The 23,116-nt window shown below is 69.8% G+C and carries 18 protein-coding genes and 1 tRNA gene; 1 reads left to right on the plus strand and 18 read right to left on the minus strand.

Going from position 1 to position 23,116, the window contains the following annotated elements:
• Positions 1-133: 133 nt before the first annotated feature.
• The 13 genes from ACFY6S_RS10970 to ACFY6S_RS11030 form a co-directional block, all read right to left on the minus strand.
• Positions 134-928, minus strand: a complete 795-nt coding sequence (locus tag ACFY6S_RS10970; protein WP_388825759.1) for a TIGR03936 family radical SAM-associated protein — start codon at positions 926-928, stop codon at positions 134-136.
• Between the two features lie 242 nt (positions 929-1,170).
• A complete protein-coding gene (locus ACFY6S_RS10975; RefSeq protein ID WP_388825756.1) occupies positions 1,171-1,704 on the minus strand; it encodes a GNAT family N-acetyltransferase in 534 nt (177 codons plus the stop codon).
• 21 nt (positions 1,705-1,725) lie between these two features.
• Positions 1,726-3,654, minus strand: a complete 1,929-nt coding sequence (locus ACFY6S_RS10980; protein ID WP_388825753.1) for a TIGR03960 family B12-binding radical SAM protein — start codon at positions 3,652-3,654, stop codon at positions 1,726-1,728.
• 51 nt (positions 3,655-3,705) lie between these two features.
• Positions 3,706-5,223, minus strand: coding sequence for a CHAD domain-containing protein (locus ACFY6S_RS10985; protein WP_388825750.1), 1,518 nt, complete (start codon positions 5,221-5,223; stop codon positions 3,706-3,708).
• 38 nt (positions 5,224-5,261) lie between these two features.
• A complete protein-coding gene (gene rodA, locus ACFY6S_RS10990; RefSeq protein WP_388825747.1) occupies positions 5,262-6,461 on the minus strand; it encodes a rod shape-determining protein RodA in 1,200 nt (399 codons plus the stop codon).
• A 3-nt stretch (positions 6,462-6,464) separates the two neighbouring features.
• A complete protein-coding gene (gene mrdA, locus ACFY6S_RS10995; protein ID WP_388825744.1) occupies positions 6,465-8,639 on the minus strand; it encodes a penicillin-binding protein 2 in 2,175 nt (724 codons plus the stop codon).
• 55 nt (positions 8,640-8,694) lie between these two features.
• Positions 8,695-9,363, minus strand: coding sequence for a rod shape-determining protein MreD (mreD, locus tag ACFY6S_RS11000; protein ID WP_388825741.1), 669 nt, complete (start codon positions 9,361-9,363; stop codon positions 8,695-8,697).
• Between the two features lie 11 nt (positions 9,364-9,374).
• A complete protein-coding gene (gene mreC / locus ACFY6S_RS11005; protein WP_388825738.1) occupies positions 9,375-10,466 on the minus strand; it encodes a rod shape-determining protein MreC in 1,092 nt (363 codons plus the stop codon).
• A 95-nt stretch (positions 10,467-10,561) separates the two neighbouring features.
• The gene (locus tag ACFY6S_RS11010; protein WP_114621988.1) at positions 10,562-11,581 is read right to left on the minus strand and encodes a rod shape-determining protein; all 1,020 of its coding nucleotides are present in this window, start codon (positions 11,579-11,581) and stop codon (positions 10,562-10,564) included.
• A gap of 248 nt (positions 11,582-11,829) precedes the next feature.
• Entirely contained in the window at positions 11,830-12,243 is a 414-nt protein-coding gene (gene ndk / locus ACFY6S_RS11015; RefSeq protein WP_388825735.1) for a nucleoside-diphosphate kinase, read from the minus strand.
• 87 nt (positions 12,244-12,330) lie between these two features.
• Positions 12,331-12,684 (minus strand): DUF4233 domain-containing protein, encoded by a 354-nt coding sequence (locus tag ACFY6S_RS11020; protein ID WP_388825732.1) that lies wholly within the window; start codon positions 12,682-12,684, stop codon positions 12,331-12,333.
• A gap of 5 nt (positions 12,685-12,689) precedes the next feature.
• Complete coding sequence (locus tag ACFY6S_RS11025) at positions 12,690-14,204, minus strand: bifunctional folylpolyglutamate synthase/dihydrofolate synthase (RefSeq protein ID WP_388825729.1); 1,515 nt, start codon at positions 14,202-14,204, stop codon at positions 12,690-12,692.
• Positions 14,205-14,310: 106 nt separating this feature from the next.
• Positions 14,311-16,932: a valine--tRNA ligase gene (locus tag ACFY6S_RS11030; protein WP_388825726.1), complete on the minus strand. Its 2,622-nt coding sequence runs from the start codon at positions 16,930-16,932 to the stop codon at positions 14,311-14,313.
• A 138-nt stretch (positions 16,933-17,070) separates the two neighbouring features.
• Between ACFY6S_RS11030 and ACFY6S_RS11035 the strand changes: the two genes are divergently transcribed.
• Positions 17,071-18,150: a hypothetical protein gene (locus tag ACFY6S_RS11035; protein ID WP_388825723.1), complete on the plus strand. Its 1,080-nt coding sequence runs from the start codon at positions 17,071-17,073 to the stop codon at positions 18,148-18,150.
• A gap of 83 nt (positions 18,151-18,233) precedes the next feature.
• Here the strand turns inward: ACFY6S_RS11035 and clpX are convergent, their stop codons facing one another.
• From clpX to ACFY6S_RS11060, 5 genes are all read right to left on the minus strand, one after another.
• Complete coding sequence (gene clpX / locus ACFY6S_RS11040) at positions 18,234-19,526, minus strand: ATP-dependent Clp protease ATP-binding subunit ClpX (RefSeq protein ID WP_114621946.1); 1,293 nt, start codon at positions 19,524-19,526, stop codon at positions 18,234-18,236.
• Between the two features lie 166 nt (positions 19,527-19,692).
• A complete protein-coding gene (locus tag ACFY6S_RS11045; protein WP_388825718.1) occupies positions 19,693-20,370 on the minus strand; it encodes an ATP-dependent Clp protease proteolytic subunit in 678 nt (225 codons plus the stop codon).
• Between the two features lie 57 nt (positions 20,371-20,427).
• The gene (locus tag ACFY6S_RS11050; RefSeq protein WP_388825851.1) at positions 20,428-21,033 is read right to left on the minus strand and encodes an ATP-dependent Clp protease proteolytic subunit; all 606 of its coding nucleotides are present in this window, start codon (positions 21,031-21,033) and stop codon (positions 20,428-20,430) included.
• 351 nt (positions 21,034-21,384) lie between these two features.
• Positions 21,385-22,812, minus strand: coding sequence for a trigger factor (gene tig, locus ACFY6S_RS11055; protein ID WP_388825715.1), 1,428 nt, complete (start codon positions 22,810-22,812; stop codon positions 21,385-21,387).
• 179 nt (positions 22,813-22,991) lie between these two features.
• Positions 22,992-23,068: transfer RNA gene (locus ACFY6S_RS11060), tRNA-Pro, on the minus strand.
• Positions 23,069-23,116: the final 48 nt, after the last annotated feature.

Raw genomic sequence — 23,116 nt, forward strand, 5'->3', positions numbered from 1 at the left:
CACGGGAGCTGTTATGTCTGGCTCGCCGGTTCCCTACGCGGTGTACGTACGGCCTGGCGAAAGTCTTCTGGTCAGGTGCGCCGCCCGACCCAGGTGGCTCCCGAGTCCTGGGGCTGCGCTACAACGACCGCTCCTACGCGGTACCCGCACCTTCAGGCGCCTTCGCGGCGGCGGATCCGGCGGCCTCGGTAGGGGCGGGCCGGTCTGCCTCGCGGTCGGGCGCGAGCGGGTCGGTCACCGTGCCGCTCTCCTCGTCGAAGAGCCCCTGCGCCAGCCTGGTCACCGCTGCGGGGACCGGCGGCGCCAGGTCGGCCACAGCTCGGAGACCGGACAGGACGTCGTCGGGTCGGACGGCAGGTGTTACGTGCCGAACCACCAGCCGCAGTATCGCACAGGGCCCGTCCCCCGGCCTATCAGGCTGGGGACGGGGCGGCTGCGGGTCGACCTCCAGGCCGGCCACGGCGGCGCGCGCGTCGAAGGTCCGCAGGCCGTTCTTGCCCCGGCGCTGCACCTCCACGGACTCGGCGGCGAGGAACGCGGAGACGGCGTGTCCGGCCGCCTCCTCCGTGACGCCTTCCAGCCTCAGCTCCCATACGGAAGCGGTCAGCCGGTCGGCGAGTCCCGACGTACGGGCCTCGACGGCGTCGATGATGTCGAGGCCCGCGGGCAGTGACGCGTCGAGCAGCTCGCGCAGTTTGTCCGGGTCACGCGCCTCCACGAGGGCGATCTCCAGGAACTCGGCCTCGCTGCCGGTGCCGGTGGGTGCGGCATTGGCGTACGACACCTTCGGGTGCGGAGTGAAACCGGCCGAGTACGCCATGGGCACCTCGGCGCGGCGCAGCGCCCGCTCGAACGCGCGCTGGAAGTCACGGTGACTGGTGAACCGGAGGCGGCCACGCTTGGTGTAGCGCAGTCGGATGCGCTGCACCGCCGGTGCGGGCGGCGGGCCTTCGGGCTGTCGCTTGCCCAGTGGTTCTTCTCCTCGGTGCGGGCGGTACGCGGTGACGCGCCGCCCTTGGACGTGGGGGCCACCCCGGATCCCGGTTCACCCCCGCCAGCTGCGGGGAGATCTCGGGTGCGGGTGCCGCGCCGGGGACGATCGTTGTACTACCCAGAGTACGCGCACGGCCGCGAGACGGTTCCCAGGCTCTACGGACGCACTCCCGGCTCCTACCCGCCCGTCCCGATCCAGAACCTCAGCTTTCCGCCGCGCCGGTCCTCCAGCTCCCCGCCGGCCGCCTCGATGACCTTGCGGGACGCCGCATTGGTGGTGTCGCAGGTGACGAGCACGGAATCGATCCCGATCCCCCGCGCCACCGGCAGCGCCGCGATCAGCATCGCGGTGGCGTGCCCCTGCCGGCGCGCGGTGGGCCGCACGGCGTAGCCGATGTGGCCGCCGACCTCCCGCAGAAACGGGTTGAGCCGGTGCCTGATCGCCAGCCGCCCGAGGAAGGTGTCGCCCGCCACGTACCAGAGGGTCGTGTTGGGCACCCAGCCCTCGATGCGCGGCGTCTCCTCCAGGGGCTCGGCGTTCAGCCGCTCGACGTAGGCCGCGAAGACCTCGGGCCGGTGCCAGGTGGCGCCGTACTGCTCCATCTCGTGCAGCAGCAGCGACCGTTCCCCGGCGTCCTCCTCGGTGAACTCCTTCATCGCGTCGAGGAACGAGGCGTGGACCCGGATGTCGGGGGCGATGAATCGCGGCATCCCTCCATTGTGCGCCCGGCGCTACTTGACCACCGTCAGGGGCAGCAGCTTCTTGCCCGTGGGGCCGATCTGGATGGAGGTGTCCATCTGAGGACACACCCCGCAGTCGAAGCACGGCGTCCAGCGGCAGTCCTCGACCTCGGTCTCGTCGAGCGAGTCCTGCCAGTCCTCCCAGAGCCAGTCCTTGTCGAGGCCCGAGTCCAGGTGGTCCCAGGGCAGGACCTCCTCGTAGCCGCGCTCCCGCGTGGTGTACCAGTCGACGTCCACGCCCTGCGCCGGCAGCTCCTTCTCGGCGCAGGTCATCCAGCGGTCGTACGAGAAGTGCTCGCGCCAGCCGTCGAAGCGGCCGCCGTCCTCGTAGACGGCGCGGATGACGGCGCCGACGCGGCGGTCGCCGCGGGAGAGGAGGCCCTCGACGATGCCGGGTTTGCCGTCGTGGTACCGGAAGCCGATCGAGCGGCCGTACTTCTTGTCGCCGCGGATCTTGTCGCGGAGCTTGGTCAGCCGGGCGTCGGTCTCCTCGGCGCTGAGCTGCGGGGCCCACTGGAAGGGGGTGTGCGGCTTGGGTACGAAGCCGCCGATGGAGACCGTGCAGCGGATGTCGTTCTGGCCGGAGACCTTGCGGCCCTCGGCGATCACGTTGACGGCCATGTCGCCGATCTGGAGGACGTCCTCGTCGGTCTCGGTGGGCAGACCGCACATGAAGTACAGCTTCACCTGCCGCCAGCCGTTGCCGTAGGCCGTGGAGACCGTACGGATCAGGTCCTCCTCCGAGACCATCTTGTTGATGACCTTGCGCAGCCGCTCGGAGCCGCCCTCGGGGGCGAAGGTCAGCCCGGACCTGCGGCCGTTCCTGGTCAGCTCGTTGGCGAGGTCGACGTTGAAGGCGTCCACGCGGGTGGAGGGGAGGGAGAGGCCGATCTTGTCCTCTTCGTAGCGGTCGGCGAGGCCCTTGGCGACGTCGCCGATCTCGCTGTGGTCGGCGGAGGACAGCGAGAGCAGTCCGACCTCCTCGAAGCCGGTCGCCTTCAGCCCCTTCTCGACCATGTCGCCGATCCCGGTGATGGAGCGCTCGCGCACCGGCCGGGTGATCATGCCGGCCTGGCAGAAGCGGCAGCCGCGGGTGCAGCCCCGGAAGATCTCCACGGACATCCGCTCGTGGACGGTCTCCGCGAGCGGGACGAGCGGCTGCTTCGGGTAGGGCCATTCGTCCAGGTCCATGACGGTGTGCTTGGACACCCGCCACGGGACGCCGCTCCGGTTGGGCACGACGCGGGCGATCCGGCCGTCCGCGAGGTACTCGACGTCGTAGAAGGCGGGGACGTACACCCCGCCGGTCTTCGCCAGCCGGAAGAGGACCTCCTCGCGCCCGCCGGGCCGGCCCTCCGCCTTCCAGGCGCGGACGATCTCGGTGATCTCCAGCACGGCCTGCTCACCGTCGCCGATGACCACACAGTCGACGAACTCCGCGATCGGCTCGGGGTTGAAGGCGGCGTGGCCGCCCGCGAGCACGATGGGGTGGTCGAGGGTACGGTCCCGGGCCGCCAGCGGGATGCCCGCGAGGTCCAGGGCCGTGAGCATGTTGGTGTAGCCCAGCTCGGTGGAGAAACTCAGCCCGAAGACGTCGAACGCGCCCACCGGGCGGTGCGAATCCACGGTGAACTGGGGGACCTTGTGTTCCCGCATCAGCTCTTCGAGGTCCGGCCAGACGCTGTAGGTGCGCTCCGCGAGGACGCCGGGGCGCTCGTTGAGCACCTCGTAGAGGATCATGACGCCCTGGTTGGGCAGCCCGACCTCGTAGGCGTCGGGGTACATCAGCGCCCAGTGGACATCGCAGTCGTCCCACTCCTTGACCGTGGAGTTGAGTTCACCGCCGACGTATTGGATCGGCTTCTGCACATGCGGGAGCAGGGCTTCGAGCTGTGGGAAGACCGACGCAGCAGCAGGCATCTCGCGACTTTCGTGGGCGGGCGGGAATGACCATCCAGACTACCCCGGTGGTCACCGGGTCAGCGCCGTCCGGAGTTTACGGGCGGAAGCCCTCGCCCACACCTCCGGGAGCCGCCGCTCCAGCCGCTCGGCCCGCGCCGCCTCCTCGCCGTGGAGCAGCCCCCAGGTGAACGCGGACTCGCCCGCCGCGTGCGCCTGGACGGCCAGCTCCCGCAGGGCCTCCCTGGCCATCACGCTGTCCTGGTGGTCGCCGAGCACGCTCTGCACGGCCTTCATCCGTTCGGCGAACCGCTCGGCGGGTCTGCCGAGCGCGGGCCTCGCGGCCTCGGCGGCGTACCGGGCGCGTTTGGCGGCCTTGCGGGCGCTGTGCAGGGCGATGTCCCGCTCCGGTCCCGGTGGGAGCGCCAGCGCGTGGTCGACGCGGTCCGCCAGCCGGCCGTGGATCTTCAGGATCCGTCCGGGCAGCGCCTGGCGTGCCGGGGAGGCGGCGCGGCGGCGCAGCGGCGGGTCGGCCAGGAGCGCGTCCAGCGCGTCGAGCAGGGCCAGATAGCGCTCGCTGTCGAGTACGGCGAGGGTCCGCTCCCGCGAACCGGCCCACCGCTCGGCGTTCCACGTCTGGAGGCGGGCGCTCACCGGGCCGAGGAGCAGGGTGTCCGGCAGGGCGTCGATACGGGTGCGCAGCCGGGCGGACAGGACCTCGTGGTCGCGGTCGACTCCCAGCTCGGCCGCGAGCCACTTCAGCTCGGCGGCGACCGGGTCGGTGACCGTCCGGTCGAGGAAGGCGCGGTACGTGCGGAAGGCGGAGCGCAGCCGGCGGCTCGCGACGCGCATCCGGTGCACGGAGTCGGGCAGGTCGCGGCGTACGGCGGGGTCCTGCGCGACGACCGCGGCGACCTGTGCGCGCAGATAGGCCAGCACATGGTCCCCGGCGGTGGACGGGGGGCGTTCCTCCCGCGGCGTCGCCCGCGCTCCGGTCTCCGTCAGCGCCCGGTCCAGCTTGGACGCCGCGGAAGCGGGCCGCAGCCCGGCCCGGCGCAGCTTCTTCTCCACCGCGTCGAGGAGGGCCGGGTCGGCGCCGTCGGCCAGCTCCACCTCGACCTCGGTCCAGACGGCGGTGGCGGAGCCCCCGTCGAGGCGCTGCGCGCGTACGGCGTCCACGCTCACCTCGGCGAGCGGCGTGTTCCGCGCGTCGCACAGCCGCCGCACGTCACGGGAGGTCCGCAGCCGTACGACGGGCAGCAGCTCGGCGTCCCGGGTGCGGGAGCGGAGCAGCGCGGCCAGCTCCGCCGGGACGGCGTCGCCGAGCGGCGCCCGGATCTCGTCGCGGATGCCGGTGGCGACGGGGAATTTCAGATGCCAGCCCGCGTCGTCGCCGCCGGTCCTTCTGCGCAGGGTGAGGGAGGCCCGGGCGAGACGCAGGTCGGCGGTGTCGTAGTGGACGGCGTCGAGTTCCGTGACGCCCCGGGGCAGAACCACCGAGGCGCCGCCGGTCCCGGTCAGATCGGGTACCACGGCGGCGCACTCGGGAAGCTCGTACTTCCGTTCGATCTCCCGCTTGGTATCGGCCATATGACGAACCTAACCGGCGGGCGGGCTTTCCAGCAGCTTCAGGCCGTTACGGGCCGTTGCACCCGGATCGACTGGAGCAGTCCGACCGCTATCCAGACGGCGAACATCGACGTGCCGCCGTACGAGACGAACGGCAGCGGCAGCCCGGCCACCGGCATGATGCCGAGCGTCATCCCGATGTTCTCGAACGCCTGGAACGCGAACCAGGCGATGATCCCGGCGGCCACGACCGTCCCGTACAGCTCGGTCGTCTCGCGGGCGATCCGGCAGGCGCGCCACAGGACCACGCCGAGCAGCACCAGGATCAGCCCCGCGCCCAGGAAGCCCAGCTCCTCGCCCGCGACGGTGAAGACGAAGTCGGTCTGCTGCTCGGGCACGAACTGTCCGGTGGTCTGCGAGCCCTGGAAGAGACCGGTGCCGGTCAGTCCGCCGGAGCCGATCGCGATCCGCGCCTGGTTGGTGTTGTAGCCGACGCCGGCCGGGTCGAGGCTCGGGTTGGCGAAGGCGGCGAAGCGGTTGATCTGGTACTCGTCGAGCACCCCGAGCGCCGCCACCGCGACGGCGCCGGCGACGCCCGCGCCGACCAGGCCGAGAATCCAGCGGTTGGAGGCGCCGGAGGCGAGCAGCACCCCGAGCACGATGACCGCCATGACCATCACCGAGCCGAGGTCCGGCATCAGCATGACGATCGCCATCGGGATGACCGCGAGGCCCAGCGATTTCGCGACCGTGCGGTGGTCGGGATGGAGCTGGTCCCCGGCGTCGACCCGGGCGGCGAGCATCATCGCCATCCCCAGGATGATGGTGATCTTGGTGAATTCGGACGGCTGGATGGTGAAGCCGCCGCCGACCACGATCCAGGAGTGCGCGCCGTTGATGGTCGCGCCCAGCGGGGTGAGGACCAGCAGGACGAGCAGCACCGAGAAGCCGTAGAGCACCGGCACCGCCCCGCGCAGGGTGCGGTGGCCCAGCCAGACCGTGGCGATCATCAGCGCCACACCGATGCCGGTGTTGAGCAGATGGCGGAAGAGGAAGTAGTACGGGTCGCCCTGGTTCAGCGAGGTGCGGTTGCGCGTCGCCGACCAGACCAGCAGCGAGCCGAGCACGGACAGCGCCAGCGCCGAGAAGAGGAGCGGCCAGTCGAGCCGGCGCACCACCGAGTCACGGGCCGAGAGCCGCGCCCAGGTGCCGCGCTCCGGGCCGTAGCCGGAGACCGAGAAGCCACTTGTACCGGCCATCGCTCAGTCCCTCCGGCCGACGCCGGCGGGCGGCCCCGCGAGCACCGGCTCCCCGGCGGGCAGTTCCTTCTCCGGTTCGAACGGCTTGATCTGCGGCGCGTCGATCGACCCGTCGGGCTGGATCTTGGGCAGCGCCTTGACGGGCGTGGCCATGAGCGCCTTCTTCATGTCCTGGTTGCCCTCCTTGTCCAGTCCGTACATCGCCTCGTAGATCTTGCGCACGGCGGGCCCGGAGGCACCGGATCCGGTACCACCCTGGGAGATCGTCATCACGATCGTGTAGTCCTTGGTGTACGAGGCGAACCACGAGGTCGTCTGCTTGCCGTAGACCTCGGCCGTGCCGGTCTTGGCGTGCATCGGGATCTTGTCCTGCGGCCAGCCGCCGAACCGCCAGGCGGCCGAGCCGGTCGTCGCGACTCCCGCGAGGGCCTTGTCTATGTCGTCGCGCGTGGCCTGGTTCATGGGCAGCTTGCCGTGGGACTTCGGGGCGATCTCCTCGACCCGCTTGCCGTCGGCGCTGACGACGGCCTTGCCGACGGTGGGGTTGAAAAGCGTGCCGCCGTTGGAGATCGCGGAGTAGATCGTCGCCATCTGGATCGGGGTGACGAGGGTGTCGCCCTGGCCGATGGAGTAGTTGACGGAGTCACCGGCGCGCATCAGGTTGCCTTCGAGGCAGCCCTCGTAGGCGAGCTGTTCGACATAGGTGCCGCCCTTCTTGCCCTGCTTGCACCAGCCGCCCTTGTTGGCCTCCCAGAACTTCTGCTTCCAGTCACGGTCCGGGACGCGTCCGCTGACCTCGTTGGGGAGGTCGATGCCGGTCTCCTCGCCGAGGCCGAACTGGTGGGCGGTCTTGTAGAACCAGTTGTTGGCCGTCTTCTTGGGCTTGGTGCCGCCGTCCTTCTGCCACTCCTTGTGCGCCAGGCCGTAGAAGACGGTGTCGCAGGAGACTTCGAGGGCCTTGCCGAGGGTGATGGAGCCGTATCCCTTGGACTCGAAGTTCTTGAAGACCTGGCTGCCCACGTTGTACGAGCTGGGGCAGGGGTAGTTGCCGTTGAAGGGGTATCCGGCGTTGACGGCCGCCGTCGACGAGATGACCTTGAAGATCGAGCCCGGCGCCGCCTGGCCCTGGATGGCCCGGTTGAGCAGCGGGAAGTTGGACTTCTTGCCGGTGAGCTTGGCGTAGTCCTTGGCGGAGATCCCGCCGACCCAGGAGTTGGGGTCGTAGGTGGGCTGGGAGGCCATCGAGACGACCCGGCCGGTCTTCGCCTCCATGACGACGACGGCGCCGGAGTCGGCCTTGTAGTTGACGCCGGTGTTGCGGTCCATCTCCTTGCGGGCGGCCTTCATCGCCTCGTTCAGCTCGTACTCCGCGACGGCCTGCACGCGGGCGTCTATCGAGGTGACGACATTGGCTCCGGGCTGGGCGTCGTCGCTCTGGGCCTTGCCGATGACGCGGCCGAGGTTGTCGACCTCGTAGCGGGTGACCCCGGCCTTGCCGCGCAGCTGCTTGTCGTAGGTGCGCTCCAGGCCGGAGCGGCCGACCTGGTCGGAGCGCAGGTACGGCGAGTCGCTGTCCTGCGCCTTGGCGATCTCGTCGTCGGTGACGGGCGAGAGGTAGCCGAGGACCTGCGCGGTGTTGGCGAGTCCGGGCGCCGGGTAGCGGCGTACGGCGGTGGGCTCGGCGGTGATGCCGGGGAAGTCCTCGGCGCGCTCGCGGATCTGGAGCGCCTGCTGGGTGGTGGCCTCGTCGGTGACGGGGATCGGCTGGTAGGGCGAGCCGTTCCAGCAGGGCTTGGGGGTCTTCGCGTCACAGAGCCGGACCTTCTTGATGACCTCGTCCGGCTTCATGCCGAGGACATCGGCGAGCCGGGTCAGCACGGCCCTGCCGTCGTCCTTCATCTTCATCAGGTCGGTGCGGCTGGCGGACACCACGAGACGGGTCTCGTTGTCGGCGAGCGGGATTCCCCGGTTGTCGAGGATGGAGCCGCGCACGGCGGGCTGGACGACCTGCTGCACGTGGTTGTTCTTGGCCTCGTCGGTGTACTCCTGGCCGTTGCGCACCTGGAGGTACCACAGGCGCCCGCCGAGCGTGAGGAGCAGGGAGAAGACCAGGACCTGGATGGCGACGAGCCGGATCTGGACGCGGGGGGTCCGGCCGGTCTCGGGGATATTGCTCATGGCTGCGAAGCGCCCTTCGTGGGAAGGGTGGTGACGGGCGAGGGGTACGGGGTGCTCACAGGCGCTTGACCCCCTTGATGCGGCCGGCGCGCGCGGCCCGGCTGCGGGCCGCCTTGAGCCGCAGTCCGCCGCGCTGGCCGCCGATCCGCAGACCGGTGCCGCCGGTGATCCAGCCCGCGGCGACATCGCTGCCGCCGCTGTTGCCGGATTCGGCGAGCGGGTCGTTGTCGGCGCGTCTGGCCAGCCACATCACCAGCGGCACGGTGAACGGCGCGAGCAGCAGATCGTAGACGGCGGCGGTGAACAGCAGCCCGGCCAGGCCGACATGGCGGGCGGCGGTGTCACCGACGAGGGCGCCCACGCCCGCGTAGAGCAGGGTCGAGCCGAGGGCGGCGGCGACGACCGCGGCCATCGGGACGAACGCCGAGCGCAGCTGGCCCTTCTCGGGGCGCACCAGACCCGCGAGGTAGCCGATGACGCAGAGCACCAGGGCGTAGCGGCCGGCGGCGTGGTCGGCGGGCGGGGCGAGGTCGGCCAGCAGGCCCGCGCCGAAGCCGATCAGCGCGCCGCTGACATGCCCGTACACGAAGGCCAGGGCGAGGACGACCAGGAGCATCAGGTCGGGCACGGCGCCGGGCAGCTGGAGCCGGGCGAGGACGGACACCTGGACCACCAGGGCGACCACGACCAGCGTGGCCGAGAGCAGAATCCGGTTGAAGCGCATGGGGATCAGCTCTACTCCTGCTCGTCTGCCGGGTCGTCGCCGTCCGGCCGGGCGTCGCCGCCGCCGGGGAGCCGGTCGCCGGCCTGGCCATTGGTCCGGCCGTCGGCGACGGCCGGTGCGGGTGTCTCGCCGGTGACGGCTCCCACCGCCTCGCGGTCGGCCTCGCCGTTGGGGTTCAGCTCGGTGTTGCCGTCCGGGGACGGGGTGACCGTGACGGTGACGGTGGGCGTGGGGGTGGGCTTGGACTTGGGCGGCAGCACCGTGTCGCGCGGGTCCTGCCGGGGCGCCTCGACGACGACACCGACGAGGTCGAGCTTGGTGAAGCCGACGAAGGGACGGACGGAGAGGGTACGGGTCAGATCGCCGCCGGACGGGTCCACGCGGACGACCTCACCGACCGGGACGCCGGGCACGAAGGGCTTGTCCTTGCTGGACCCGAAGGTGACCAGCCGATCGCCCTTCTTGATCTTGGCCTTGCCGTTGAGGAGCTGCACGGAGAGCGGCCGGTCGCCCTGTCCCGTGGCGAAGCCCAGCTCGTCGGACTTCTCCATGCGCGTACCGACCGTGAAACCCGGGTCGTTGGCGAGCAGCACGGTCGCGGTGTTCGGCCCGACGGTGGTGACGCGGCCGACGAGTCCCTCGCCGTTGATGACGGTCATGTCGCGCGTGATGCCGTCGTTGCGGCCCATGTCGATGGTGATGGTCCAGGAGAAGCCCTGGGCCGCTCCTATGGCGATGACCTGGGCGCCCTTGATGCCGTACTGGCCGGCGCCGGCCGCCTTGAGCATCTTGTCCAGCTCGCGCACCCGGCTGCGGTTGCGGTCGTCGCTGCCGAGCCGCTGCTTCAGCGCGGTGTTCTCGCGCTGGAGAGCGGCGACGCGGTCGTGGCGCGCGGCGGAGTCCCGGACGGCTCCTATGGCGTTGCCGACCGGATTGACCGCGGACGCGACCCCGTTCTCCACCGGTCCGAAGACCGTCGCGGCGGCCTGCCGCGCTCCGTCGACCGGGGATTCCTCACCACCGCGGATGTCCACGGTGATCAGGGCGAACGCGATGGCGATCAGCAGCACCAAGAGCAGACGGCTCTCTCGTGTGTCCCTCACGTGCGGCGGCCGTGCCTTCCTCGTAGGAATGATTCTGCCTGTGTACCGACGATCCGCCGCATCCCAGTGCCCCTCCCGGCAGGCTTCGCCACCGGCTACCTGCGGGGCTGCGCGTCCAGCACCTGCTGGAGCGCCTCGAACTCCTCGACGCACTTGCCGGATCCGAGGGCGACGGAGTCCAGCGGGTCCTCGGCGATGTGGATGGGCATCCCGGTCTCCCGGCGCAGCCGCTCGTCCAGACCGCGCAGCAGCGCGCCGCCGCCGGTGAGGACGATCCCCCGGTCCATCACGTCACCGGACAGCTCGGGCGGGCACTTGTCGAGCGTGGTCTTCACCGCGTCGACGATCGCGTTGACCGGCTCCTCGATGGCCTTGCGGACCTCGGCGGCGGAGATGACGACGGTCTTCGGCAGCCCGGAGACCAGGTCACGGCCGCGGATCTCGGTGTGCTCGTCCTTGTCCAGGTCGTAGGCGGACCCGATGGTGATCTTGATGCTCTCGGCGGTCCGCTCGCCCAGGAGGAGCGAGTACTCCTTCTTGACGTGCTGGATGATCGCGTTGTCCAGCTCGTCGCCGGCCACCCGGATGGACTGCGCGGTGACGATGCCGCCGAGCGAGATCACCGCGACCTCGGTGGTGCCGCCGCCGATGTCGACGACCATGTTGCCGGTCGCCTCGTGCACGGGGAGCCCGGAGCCGATGGCGGCGGCCATGGGCTCCTCGATGATGTGCACCTGGCGCGCGCCGGCCTGGGTGGACGCCTCGATGACGGCACGGCGCTCGACTCCCGTGATACCGGAGGGCACGCAGACGACAACGCGGGGGCGGGCGAGATAGCGGCGCTTGTGGATCTTCAGGATGAAGTAGCGCAGCATCCGCTCGGTGATTTCGAAGTCGGCGATCACGCCGTCCTTCAGCGGCCGGACGGCAACGATATTGCCGGGCGTCCGGCCGATCATCTTCTTCGCCTCGGAGCCGACCGCGAGAATGCCGCCCGTGTTGGTGTTGATGGCGACCACGGACGGCTCGTTGAGCACGATGCCCCGGCCCCTGACGTACACCAGCGTGTTGGCGGTCCCGAGGTCGACAGCCATGTCACGGCCGATGAACGACATGTTGTTCCCCATGAGGATGCGTCTGGCCTTCCCAAGCGTTGATGGCTTTTCAGGATGGCGAGGTGGGTGCTTTGGCGTGGAGGTTTCCATCGTAGTGCCGCCGGAAGGGCGGCGGCGCGCTGGCCCACCTCAATAGGAGTGACGAAGTGTCGGACCGATGCGTTCCCGGAAGTGGCCTAGATATGCCCAAAGGCGACCGAATTCCTTCGGTCGCCCCAGGTCGTCAGCGCCGTTTGGCTGACAGTTGGTCAGGAAAGTCCGGGGAAGAAGATTTTAAGTTCCCGAATGGCGGACTCCTCGGAGTCCGAGGCGTGAATCAGGTTCTCCCGGACGATGGTGCCGAAATCCCCCCGGATGGACCCGGGAGCCGCGGCGATCGGGTCAGTCGGACCGGAGAGCGCGCGTACGCCCTCGATGACCCGCTCGCCGTCGACGACGAGAGCGACCACCGGGCCCGAGGCCATGAAGGCGACGAGCGGCTCGTAGAAGGGCTTGCCCTTGTGCTCGCCGTAGTGCTGCTCCAGCGTGTCCTGGTCGAGCGTGCGCATCTCCAGCGCGCTGATGGTCCAGCCCGCCTTGCGCTCGATACGGCCGATGATCTCGCCCACGAGTCCGCGGCGGACGGCGTCCGGCTTGAGGAGGACGAGGGTGCGCTGGGTCATATGTGCGGCTCCTTGCAGCCAAAAGAGTGCGGTCGGCTGAGATTACCGGGCTCCCCCGCCCGGCCCGGAACCGCCCCGGGCCCCGGCCTACGCCGCTCCCGCCCCGGTCTCCGCCTGAGCGGCCCAGCGGGCCTTGGCCTCGTCGATCCTGCGGCCGTAGTGGACCGAGGCCCACCACAGCACCGCGAAGATGACGCCGAGCACGAACATGGCGGGGACCACGAAGCCACTGGCGATCAGCAGGAGCTGGAACGCCCAGCCGATCCCCACGCCGCCGGGGCGGGTGATCATCCCGCAGAGCAGCACGGAGAGCAGCATCCCGACGCCGCAGACCGTCCACACCGTGCCCATCGACAGGTCGTCCGACTTCATGGCGACCAGACCGGCGAAGCCGATCACGAAGAACTCGCCGATCAGGGTGGACGCACAGAGCGTTCGCATGGGTTTCAGCCCCTCTTCAGCAGCAGCCGGGCCTCGCCGACCGTCATGACGGAGCCGGTCACCAGCACCCCGGCCCCGGCGAACTCGGACTCCTCCTCGGCCAGCGTGATCGCCGCCTCCAGCGCGTCGTCCAGACGCGCCTCCACCTGGACGCGGTCCTCGCCGAAGACCTCGACGGCGACGCCCGCCAGCTCGTCCACGTCCATCGCGCGATGGCTGGAGTTCCGCGTGACCACCAGCTCCGTACAGATCGGCTCCAGCGCTTCGAGCACCCCCCGCACGTCCTTGCCGTCCAGGGACCCGAGCACCCCGATCAGCCGGCTGAAGCCGAAGGACTCCGTGACGGCGTCGGCCGCCGCCCGCGCGCCTGCCGGGTTGTGCGCGGCGTCCAGCACGACCGTCGGCGAGCGCCTGACGACCTCCAGGCGGCCCGGCGAGGAGACCGAGGCGAACGCCTTGCGGACGGTGTCCATGTCCAGCGGACGGGGCTGCTCGGCGCCGATGCCGAAGAACGCCTCCACGGCGGCGAGCGCCACCGCCGCGTTGTGCGCCTGGTGCGCGCCGTACAGCGGCAGGAAGACCTGCTCGTACTCACCGCCGAGGCCGCGCAGGGTCAGCAGCTGGCCGCCGACCGCGATCTCGCGCGCGACCACGCCGAACTCCATGCCCGCGCGGGCCACCGTCGCGTCCACGTCGACGGCCTTCTTGAGCAGGACCTGCGCGGCGTCCACCGGCTGCTGCGCCAGGATGACCGTCGAGCCCTGCTTGATGATCCCGGACTTCTCCCCGGCGATCTCGCCGGGAGTGGAGCCGAGCCGGTCCGTGTGGTCCAGGTCGATGGGGGTGACCACGGCGACCGAGGCGTCGATGACGTTCGTCGCGTCCCAGCTGCCGCCCATGCCGACCTCGACCACCGCGGCGTCCACCGGCGCGTCCGCGAACGCCGCGTACGCCATGCCGGTCAGCACCTCGAAGTAGGAGAGCCGGTGCTCCTGGGCCGCGTCGACCATCTCGATGTACGGCTTGATGTCCGCGTACGTCTCGATGAACCGCTCGGCGGAGATCGGGGCGCCGTCCAGGCTGATCCGCTCCGTGAGCGACTGGACGTGCGGGCTGGTGTAGCGGCCGGTGCGCAGCTCGAACGCGCTGAGCAGCGCCTCGATCATGCGGGCGGTGGACGTCTTGCCGTTCGTTCCCGTGATGTGGATCGACGGGTAGGCGCGCTGGGGCTCCCCCAGGACGTCCATCAGCGCGGCGATGCGCACCAGCGACGGGTCGAGCTTCGTCTCGCCCCAGCGCTCCGCGAGCTGCTGCTCCACGGCGCGCAGCGCCTTGTCCACCTCCGGGTCCTCGGGGCGGGCCGGAACGTCGTCACCGGCGGGCGGACCCGCCTGGGCACGGAGCGTGCGGCTGCCGGCCTCGATCACCGCGAGGTCGGGGTCTCGGTCGGTCGCGGCCGCGACGATCTCGTCGAAATCGTCGGGCTCGCCGGGCTGGTCGGAAGGACGGTGCTCACTCACGCCACCAGTCTACGGAGGGCCACCGACAGCGGCCGGGCGCGCCCCGCCCCGGCACGCGCGGGGCCCCCGGCCGGTGCGGCCGGGGGCCCTGTCGGTACGGGTCGCGTCAGCCCCGGGGCAGCGCCGCGACCTGTGCGGTGATGCGCTCGATGTCGGCCTCCGCCTTGGCGAGCCGGCCGCGGATCTTGTCGACGACGTTGTCCGGGGCCTTGGCGAGGAACGCCTCGTTGCCCAGCTTCGCGGCGGCCTGTGCCTTCTCCTTCTCGGCGGCGGCGAGGTCCTTGGTCAGCCGCTTGCGCTCCGCCTCGACGTCGATCGTGCCGGAGAGGTCGAGCGCCACCGTGGCGCCCGCGACCGGCAGGGTCGCGGTCGCGTGGAAGCCCTCCTCGGCCGGCAGCAGCCGCAGCAGCTGGCGGATGGCCGCCTCGTGCGCGGCGAGCGAGGTGCCCGACAGGTCGAGCCGGGCCGGGACCTTCTGCCCCGGCTGGAGGCCCTGGTCGGAGCGGAAGCGGCGGACCTCGGTGATGACCTGCTGGAGGTTGTCGATCTCGCGCTCGGCCGCCGCGTCCCGGAAGCGGCTGTCCTCCGGCCAGTCGGCGATGACGACCGACTCCCGGCCGGTGAGCGTGGTCCAGAGCGTCTCGGTGACGTACGGGATGACCGGGTGGAGGAGGCGCAGGGTGACGTCGAGGACTTCGCCGAGGACCCGCCCGGAGACCTTCGCGGGCTCGCCGCCGGCGAAGAACGAGGTCTTGGACAGCTCCACGTACCAGTCGAAGACCTCGTCCCACGCGAAGTGGAAGAGGGTGTCGGAGAGCTTCGCGAACTGGTAGTCCTCGTAGTACGCGTCGACCTCCGCGACCACCGAGTTCAGCCGGGAGAGGATCCAGCGGTCGCTCGCGGACATCTCGGCGGCGTCGGGCAGCTCGCCCTCGACGGTCGCGCCGTTCATCATCGCGAAGCGCGTGGCGTTCCAGATCTTGTTGGCGAAGTTGCGGGAGCCCTGGACCCAGTCCTCGCCGATCGGCACGTCGACACCGGGGTTGGCGCCGCGGGCCAGCGTGAAGCGGACCGCGTCCGAGCCGTAGGTGTCCATCCAGTCCAGCGGATTGACCGCGTTCCCGAAGGACTTCGACATCTTCTTGCCGAACTGGTCGCGGACCATGCCGTGCAGCACGATGGTGTGGAACGGCGGGGTGCCGTCCATCGCGTACAGGCCGAACATCATCATCCGGGCGACCCAGAAGAAGAGGATGTCGTAGCCGGTGACGAGGACCGAGTTCGGATAGAACTTCTCGACGCTCTCGGTCTGTTCGGGCCAGCCCAGCGTGGAGAACGGCCACAGCCCGGACGAGAACCAGGTGTCCAGGACGTCGGTGTCCTGCGTCCACCCCTCGCCGGTCGGTGCCTCGTCGTCGGGGCCGACGCAGACGACCTCGCCGTTCGGCCCGTACCAGACGGGGATGCGGTGGCCCCACCACAGCTGGCGCGAGATGCACCAGTCGCGGAGGTTGTCGACCCAGCCGAAGTAGCGGGGCTCCATCTCCGCCGGGTGGATCTTCACCTGTCCGTCGCGGACGACATCACCGGCGGCCTTGGCCAGCGGCCCGACCTTGACCCACCACTGGAGCGACAGCCGGGGCTCGATGGTCGTCTTGCAGCGCGAGCAGTGCCCGACGGAGTGCGTGTACGGGCGCTTCTCGGCGACGATCCGGCCCTCGGCGCGCAGCGCGGCGACGATGGCGGCGCGCGCCTCCATCCGGTCGAGCCCCTCGAAGGGGCCGGGGACGGTGATCACCGCGCGCTCGTCCATGACCGTGATGTTCGGCAGGTCGTGGCGGCGGCCGATCTCGAAGTCGTTCGGGTCGTGCGCGGGGGTCACCTTGACCGCGCCGGTACCGAACTCCGGGTCGACGTGCTCGTCCGCGACGACCGGGATCGTACGGTCGGTGAGCGGCAGCTTGATCCGCTTGCCGACGAGGTGCGCGTACCGCTCGTCGTCGGGGTGGACGGCGACGGCCGTGTCACCGAGCATCGTCTCGGCGCGGGTGGTCGCGACGATGACGGAGTCCTCGCCGTCGCCGTACTTCAGCGAGACCAGCTCGCCGTCGTCGTCCTGGTACTCGACCTCGATGTCGGAGATCGCGGTGAGACAGCGCGGGCACCAGTTGATGATGCGCTCGGCGCGGTAGATCAGCTCGTCGTCGTAGAGCTTCTTGAAGATGGTCTGGACGGCCTTGGACAGCCCCTCGTCCATCGTGAAGCGCTCGCGCGACCAGTCGACGCCGTCCCCGAGCCGCCGCATCTGCCCGGAGATCTGGCCGCCGGACTCGTCCTTCCACTGCCAGACGCGCTCGACGAACGCCTCGCGCCCCAGGTCGTGGCGGGACTTGCCCTCCTTGGCCAGCTCCCGTTCGACGACGTTCTGGGTGGCGATGCCGGCGTGGTCCATGCCGGGCTGCCACAGCGTCTCGTACCCCTGCATGCGCTTGCGGCGGGTCAGGGCGTCGATCAGGGTGTGCTCGAAGGCGTGCCCGAGGTGCAGGCTGCCCGTGACGTTGGGCGGCGGGATGACGACGGTGTACGGCTCCTTGTCGCTTTTCGCGTCCGCCGCGAAGTAACCGCGCTCTACCCAGCGCTCGTACAGCTTCCCCTCCACCTCGGCCGGAACGTACTGGGTCGGCAGTTCGGGGTTGCTGGCTGGCTGCTGCTGAGTGTTCTCGGTCACGGGACTCAGTTTAGAGGTGTCACAGCTGTGTGCCGAAACGGGTTGTTCCGTAACGGTGCGGCCCCCGGCACTCTCGGCGCCCCGCCCTTACGTCAGGATGTTCGAAACGCATAAACATCTCACAGGGGGACTGCACACATGAGCTACAACCAGCCGGGCCCGTACGGAGGGCAGCCGCCGCAGGAGCCGCAGCAGCCCGGCCCGTACGGCCAGCCGGGTCCTTACGGTCAGCCGGGTCCTCACGGTCAGCAGCCGCAGGGCCAGCCCCAGCCCGGCTACGGTTACCCGCCGCAGGCGCCGCAGGGCGTTCCGCCGCAGCAGCCCCAGCCCGGCTACGGTTACCCGCCGCAGGCGCCGCAGGGCGTTCCGCCGCAGCAGCCCCCGCCGGCCCCGGGCTACGGCTACCCGCAGCAGCCGGGCCAGCCGGGCCAGCCGGGCCAGCCGGCCGGCCCCTACGGCCAGCAGCCGCCCCCGCAGCCCCCGTACGGCCAGCAGCCGCAGTGGGGCGGGGGCGCGTACCCGCCCCCGCAGGACGCGCCGAAGAAGAAGACCGGCCTGATCATCGGTGTGGCCGTGGTGGCGCTGGCGGTGATAACGGGTGGGGTGTACTTCCTCACCTCGGGCGGCGCGAGCAACAGCGATGTCGCGGACGACACGAAGGGGTACAAGCTGACGCCCGCGGCGTCGCTCGACTCGTACAAGCGCCCCCAGGAACCCATCAGCAGCGAGCTGACCGGCGCCAAGAAGACGGAGGTCGAGAAGAAGGGCGTCAAGAACCCCACCCAGGTGGCCACCAACTACACGGCCGGCAGCGAGGCGACCGCGAAGACCGTCTCGCTCCAGGGCTGGTGGGGAGAGGTGGACGACCCGGCGCTGGTCATCGACAACTCCTTCAACGGCGTCACCGACGAGGACCCGACCACCGGCATCAAGGCCGAACTGGTCGGCAGCGCCAAGCTGGTCACGCCGGACGGCTTCGAGGGCGCGCTGATGAAGTGCCAGAACATCAAGTTCATCAACCCCAAAGGCGACGGGACCATGGAGAAGGGCCCGAAGGAGTACGAGGTCCCCACCTGCATCTGGGCCGACTACTCCACGGTCGGTGTGGTCACGGCCGCCGACGTGGCCGGGCTCCTCACCGGCAAGGCGACCACGTCCCAGGAGGACACGGCCGCGCTCGCCGCCAAGCTCTACGGCTCCTCCCGCACCAAGATCTGACCCCGGCGCGGTCAACACACAGGGGCGCCCGGCCGGTTGGACCGGCCGGGCGCCCCTGTGTCGTGCCTACGTACCCGCGACCGCTACGCGGACTTCTCGTGGCGGCCGTCGTTCTTCACGATGCGCGGCTCGCGCGGGACCAGCGTCGGGTTCACGTTGTCGCGGACGACCTCCGCCGTGATGACGACCCGGGCGACGTCCTTGCGGGACGGCACCTCGTACATGACCGACTGGAGGACCTCTTCGAGGATGGCGCGCAGCCCGCGCGCGCCGGTGCCGCGCAGGATCGCCTGGTCGGCGATGGCCTCCAGGGCCGGACGGTCGAAGTCCAGCTCCACACCGTCGATTTCGAAGAGGCGCTGGTACTGCTTGACCAGCGCGTTGCGCGGCTCGACCAGGATCTGGAGCAGCGCCTCGCGGTCGAGGTTGTGGACCGAGGTCAGCACGGGGAGACGGCCGATGAACTCGGGGATCATCCCGAACTTCACCAGGTCCTCCGGCATGACCTCCTGGAACTGGTCGCTCTCCTCGACCTCGCGCTTGGAGCGGATCGTCGCGCCGAAGCCGATGCCCTTCGCGCCCGCGCGGGACTCGATGATCTTCTCCAGGCCGGAGAAGGCGCCGCCCACGATGAACAGCACGTTCGTCGTGTCGATCTGGATGAACTCCTGGTGCGGGTGCTTCCGGCCGCCCTGCGGCGGTACGGAGGCGGTGGTGCCCTCCAGGATCTTCAGCAGCGCCTGCTGGACGCCCTCGCCGGAGACATCGCGGGTGATCGACGGGTTCTCGCTCTTGCGGGCGACCTTGTCGATCTCGTCGATGTAGATGATCCCGGTCTCGGCCTTCTTGACGTCGTAGTCGGCCGCCTGGATCAGCTTCAGCAGGATGTTCTCGACGTCCTCGCCGACATAGCCGGCCTCCGTGAGCGCCGTCGCGTCGGCGATGGCGAACGGTACGTTCAGCATGCGCGCCAGTGTCTGCGCGAGGAGCGTCTTGCCCGAGCCGGTGGGGCCGAGCAGCAGAATGTTGGACTTGGCCAGCTCGATCGCGTCCTCGCGACCCGCGCCACCGCCGTTCTCACCGGCCTGGACGCGCTTGTAGTGGTTGTAGACCGCCACCGAGAGGGCCTTCTTCGCGGGCTCCTGCCCGACGACGTACCCCTCGAGGAACTCGTAGATCTCGCGCGGCTTGGGCAGTTCCTCCCAGCGGACCTCGGAGGTCTCCGCGAGTTCTTCCTCGATGATCTCATTGCAGAGGTCGATGCACTCGTCGCAGATGTAGACACCGGGACCTGCGATGAGCTTCTTCACCTGCTTCTGGCTCTTCCCGCAGAACGAGCACTTGAGCAGGTCGCCGCCATCACCGATGCGTGCCACGAGGTGCTTCCCCTTCGCCTGGGAGCAGCCTGGTTCAGCGGCTCCTGTGCCTCATATCCGACGGTACCTTGCCCGGGCCCCCGTTCGGGCCCCCCTTGGCACGGTTCGCATGGTCGTGGAATGTCCGCTGCGACCGGTGCGAGCCCGCGCCAAGGGCGCCGGGTGGTCAGGCGGCCGCTGCGGCGGCCGTCGTCTTGCGGGTCGACACGATCTGGTCGACCAGGCCGTACGCGAGCGCGTCGTCGGCCGTGAGGATCTTGTCGCGCTCGATGTCGTCGCGGACCTTCTCGATCGGCGTGGTGGAGTGCCGGGCGAGCATCTCCTCCAGCTGCGAGCGCATCCGGAGGATCTCGTTGGCCGCGATCTCCAGGTCGGAGAGCTGCTCACGGCCGGTCTGGCTGGACGGCTGGTGGATCAGCACGCGCGCGTTGGGCAGCGCCAGCCGCTTGCCAGGGGTGCCCGCGGCGAGCAGGACGGCGGCGGCCGAGGCGGCCTGGCCCATGCAGACGGTCTGGATGTCGGGCTTCACGAACTGCATCGTGTCGTAGATGGCCGTGAGGGCCGTCATCGAGCCGCCGGGGCTGTTGATGTAGATCGAGATGTCACGGTCGGGGTCCATCGACTCCAGGCACAGCAGCTGTGCCATGACGTCGTTGGCGGACGCGTCGTCGATCTGCACGCCGAGGAAGATGACGCGCTCCTCGAAGAGCTTCGCGTACGGGTCGTACTCGCGCACACCCTGCGAGGTGCGCTCCACGAAACGCGGCACGACGTAACGGTTGTCCACCTGCGGGCCGGAGTAGAGGCCGCTCGCGGAGTAGTTGTTCATGGGAGTCTTCACCATCCTGTGGCGTTCGATAGGGCTGGGCGGGCTGATGCGGGGCGGGTGTACGTGGGTACGTCAGGCCCCGGTACCGCCGCCGCCCGGAACGCCCGAAGCAGCGGAGATGATCTCGTCGATCAGGCCGTATTCCTTGGCCTCTTCCACGGTGAACCACTTGTCGCGGTCGCCGTCCCGGATGATCGTTTCCACGCTCTGGCCCGAGTGGTGGGCCGTGATCTCCGCCATGCGCTTCTTGGTGCGGAGCAGGTATTCGGCCTGGATCTTGATGTCCGAGGCCGTACCGCCGATACCGGCGGAGCCCTGGTGCATCAGGATGTCGGTGTTGGGCAGCGCGAACCGCTTGCCCGAGGTGCCGCCGGTCAGCAGGAACTGGCCCATGGAGGCCGCCATGCCCATCCCGATGGTGACGACGTCGTTCGGGATGTACTGCATGGTGTCGTAGACGGCCATGCCGGCCGTGACGGAACCACCGGGGCTGTTGATGTAGAGGTAGATGTCCTTCTCGGGCTCGGCCGCGAGGAGGAGGAGCTGCGCCGTGATCTTGTTGGCGATGTCGTCGTCGACCTGCTGGCCGAGGAAGATGATCCGCTCTCCGAGCAGCCGGCTGTAGACCTGGTCGCCGAGGCCACCACCGAGGGACGGCTCACCGGCGGCGTAAGGCATCAGATTCGTCACGTATACACCTGCTCGTCTCTGACGGCTTTGGCCGTCTCAGCGTCTTCGTACCGGGGACGGGAGACTCCCCTGCCCTCGTATTCATGGACCCTAACGCGCTGGTCGGCGGGCGCCATCCCGCTTCCGTGGCTGTTCGCTGGGAGCGCAAGGTAGTTGAGGCCGTACGCGGCTTCCTGCCGGGCTCGCGGGGGGGGATCCGGGGGTCGGCCCCGGGAGGCGGCCGGGAGCCCGGCAGGACCCGCGCGGGAGGCGTCGCGGACCGGCCAGGGGGCCGGGACAGGTCGGGCCCCGGGCGCGTGGTCGCGTCCGGGGCCCGTCCGGTCATGAGGAGCGGAACGCTCAGGCTCCGGCCTTCTCGTCCTTGGCCTCGTCCGTCGTGGCCTCGGCCTTGCCGGCGTCGGCCGACTCGGCGGCGGGGGCGTCCTCGGACACCTCGGCCGTCTCGTCGGACTCGTCCTCGTCGTCCAGCTCGACCGGCTTGCCGTTGGTGTCGGTGACCGTGGCGGCCTCGACCACCACCGCGAGGGCCTTGCCGCGGGCGACCTCGCCGACCAGCATCGGCACCTGGCCACCCTCGACGACCGCCTGGGCGAACTGGTCGGGGGACATGCCGGAGGACTGCGCGCGCCGCATGAGGTGCTCGGTGAGCTCCTCCTGGTTGACGTTCAGCTTCTCCTTGTTGACCAGCTCGTCGAGGATGAACTGGGTCTTGATGCCCTTCTCCGCCTGCTGCTTGGTCTCGGCGTCGAACTCCTCCTCGGTCTTGCCCTGGATCTCCAGGTACTTGGCGAGGTCGAGGCCCATCTGACCGAGCTGGTGGTGCTCCAGGTTGTGCTTGCGGGTGTTGATCTCCTCCGCGAGAAGCTTCTCGGGGATCGGCACCTCGGCCAGCTCCAGGAGGGCGTCGAGGACGCGCTCCTGGGCCTGCGTGGCCTGCTCGTACTGCTTGCTGCTCTCCAGGCGCTTGCGGCTGTCGGCCTTCAGCTCGTCGAGCGTGTCGAACTCGCTCGCCAGCTGGGCGAACTCGTCGTCCAGCTCGGGCAGCTCACGGGCGGCGACCTGGCTGACCTTGACGGTGACCTCGGCCTCCTTGCCCTCGGCGGCGCCGCCCTTCAGCTCGGAGGTGAAGGTGGCCTCGCCACCGGCCTCCAGGCCGGTGACGGCCTCGTCGATGCCGTCCAGCAGGTCGCCGGAGCCGATGGTGTACTGCACACCCTCGGCGACACCGTCGGGCAGGACCTCGCCGTCGACCTTGGCCTCCAGGTCGATCGTGACGACGTCGCCGTCGGCGGCGGCGCGCTCGACCGGGTTGGTCGAGGCGAAGCGGTCACGGAGCTGCTCGACCGACTTCTCGATGTCCTCGTCGCTGACCTCGATGGGGTCGACGGTGACCGCGATGCCGGAGTAGTCCGGGATCTCGATGACGGGACGGACGTCGACCTCGGCGGTGAAGGCGAGCAGTTCGCCGTCCTTCAGCTCCGTGATGTCGACGTCGGGCTGGCCGAGGACATTGATCTCACCCTCGTTGACCGCTTCGGTGTAGAACTTCGGGAGGGCGTCGTTGACGGCCTCCTCCAGCACAGCACCACGCCCGAACCGCTGGTCGATGATCCGGGCCGGGATCTTGCCCTTACGGAAGCCCTTCACCGTGACCTGCTGGTTGATCTTCTTGTACGCCGCGTCGAGGCTGTCCTTGAGCTCCTCGAAGGGCACCTCGACTGTGAGCCGAACCCGAGTCGGGTTCAGGGTCTCCACGGCGCTCTTCACGGTTCGGTCTCCTTGGTGGCTGATTCTTGGGTTCTGCTGCGTCCGCCGCACTGCGGCGGTCCCAGCGGATCGGCCCGGTTCTTCAGAGACTCTGCAGACACACGGGCACGCAGCTTGCATAGTAACCGCAAGCGGGAACGGCCCCACAATGTGATCTTGCGATGCGATCGTGAAAGAGATGGTCGGGGTGGCCGGATTCGAACCGACGACCTTCCGCTCCCAAAGCGGACGCGCTACCAAGCTGCGCCACACCCCGTCGGTGCGACACGTAGGGTACATGCCCGGCGGCCCGTCGCCGCCATCT

The organism is Streptomyces sp. NPDC012835, assembly GCF_042900885.1.
In the GTDB taxonomy this organism is placed as follows: Bacteria; Actinomycetota; Actinomycetes; order Streptomycetales; family Streptomycetaceae; genus Streptomyces.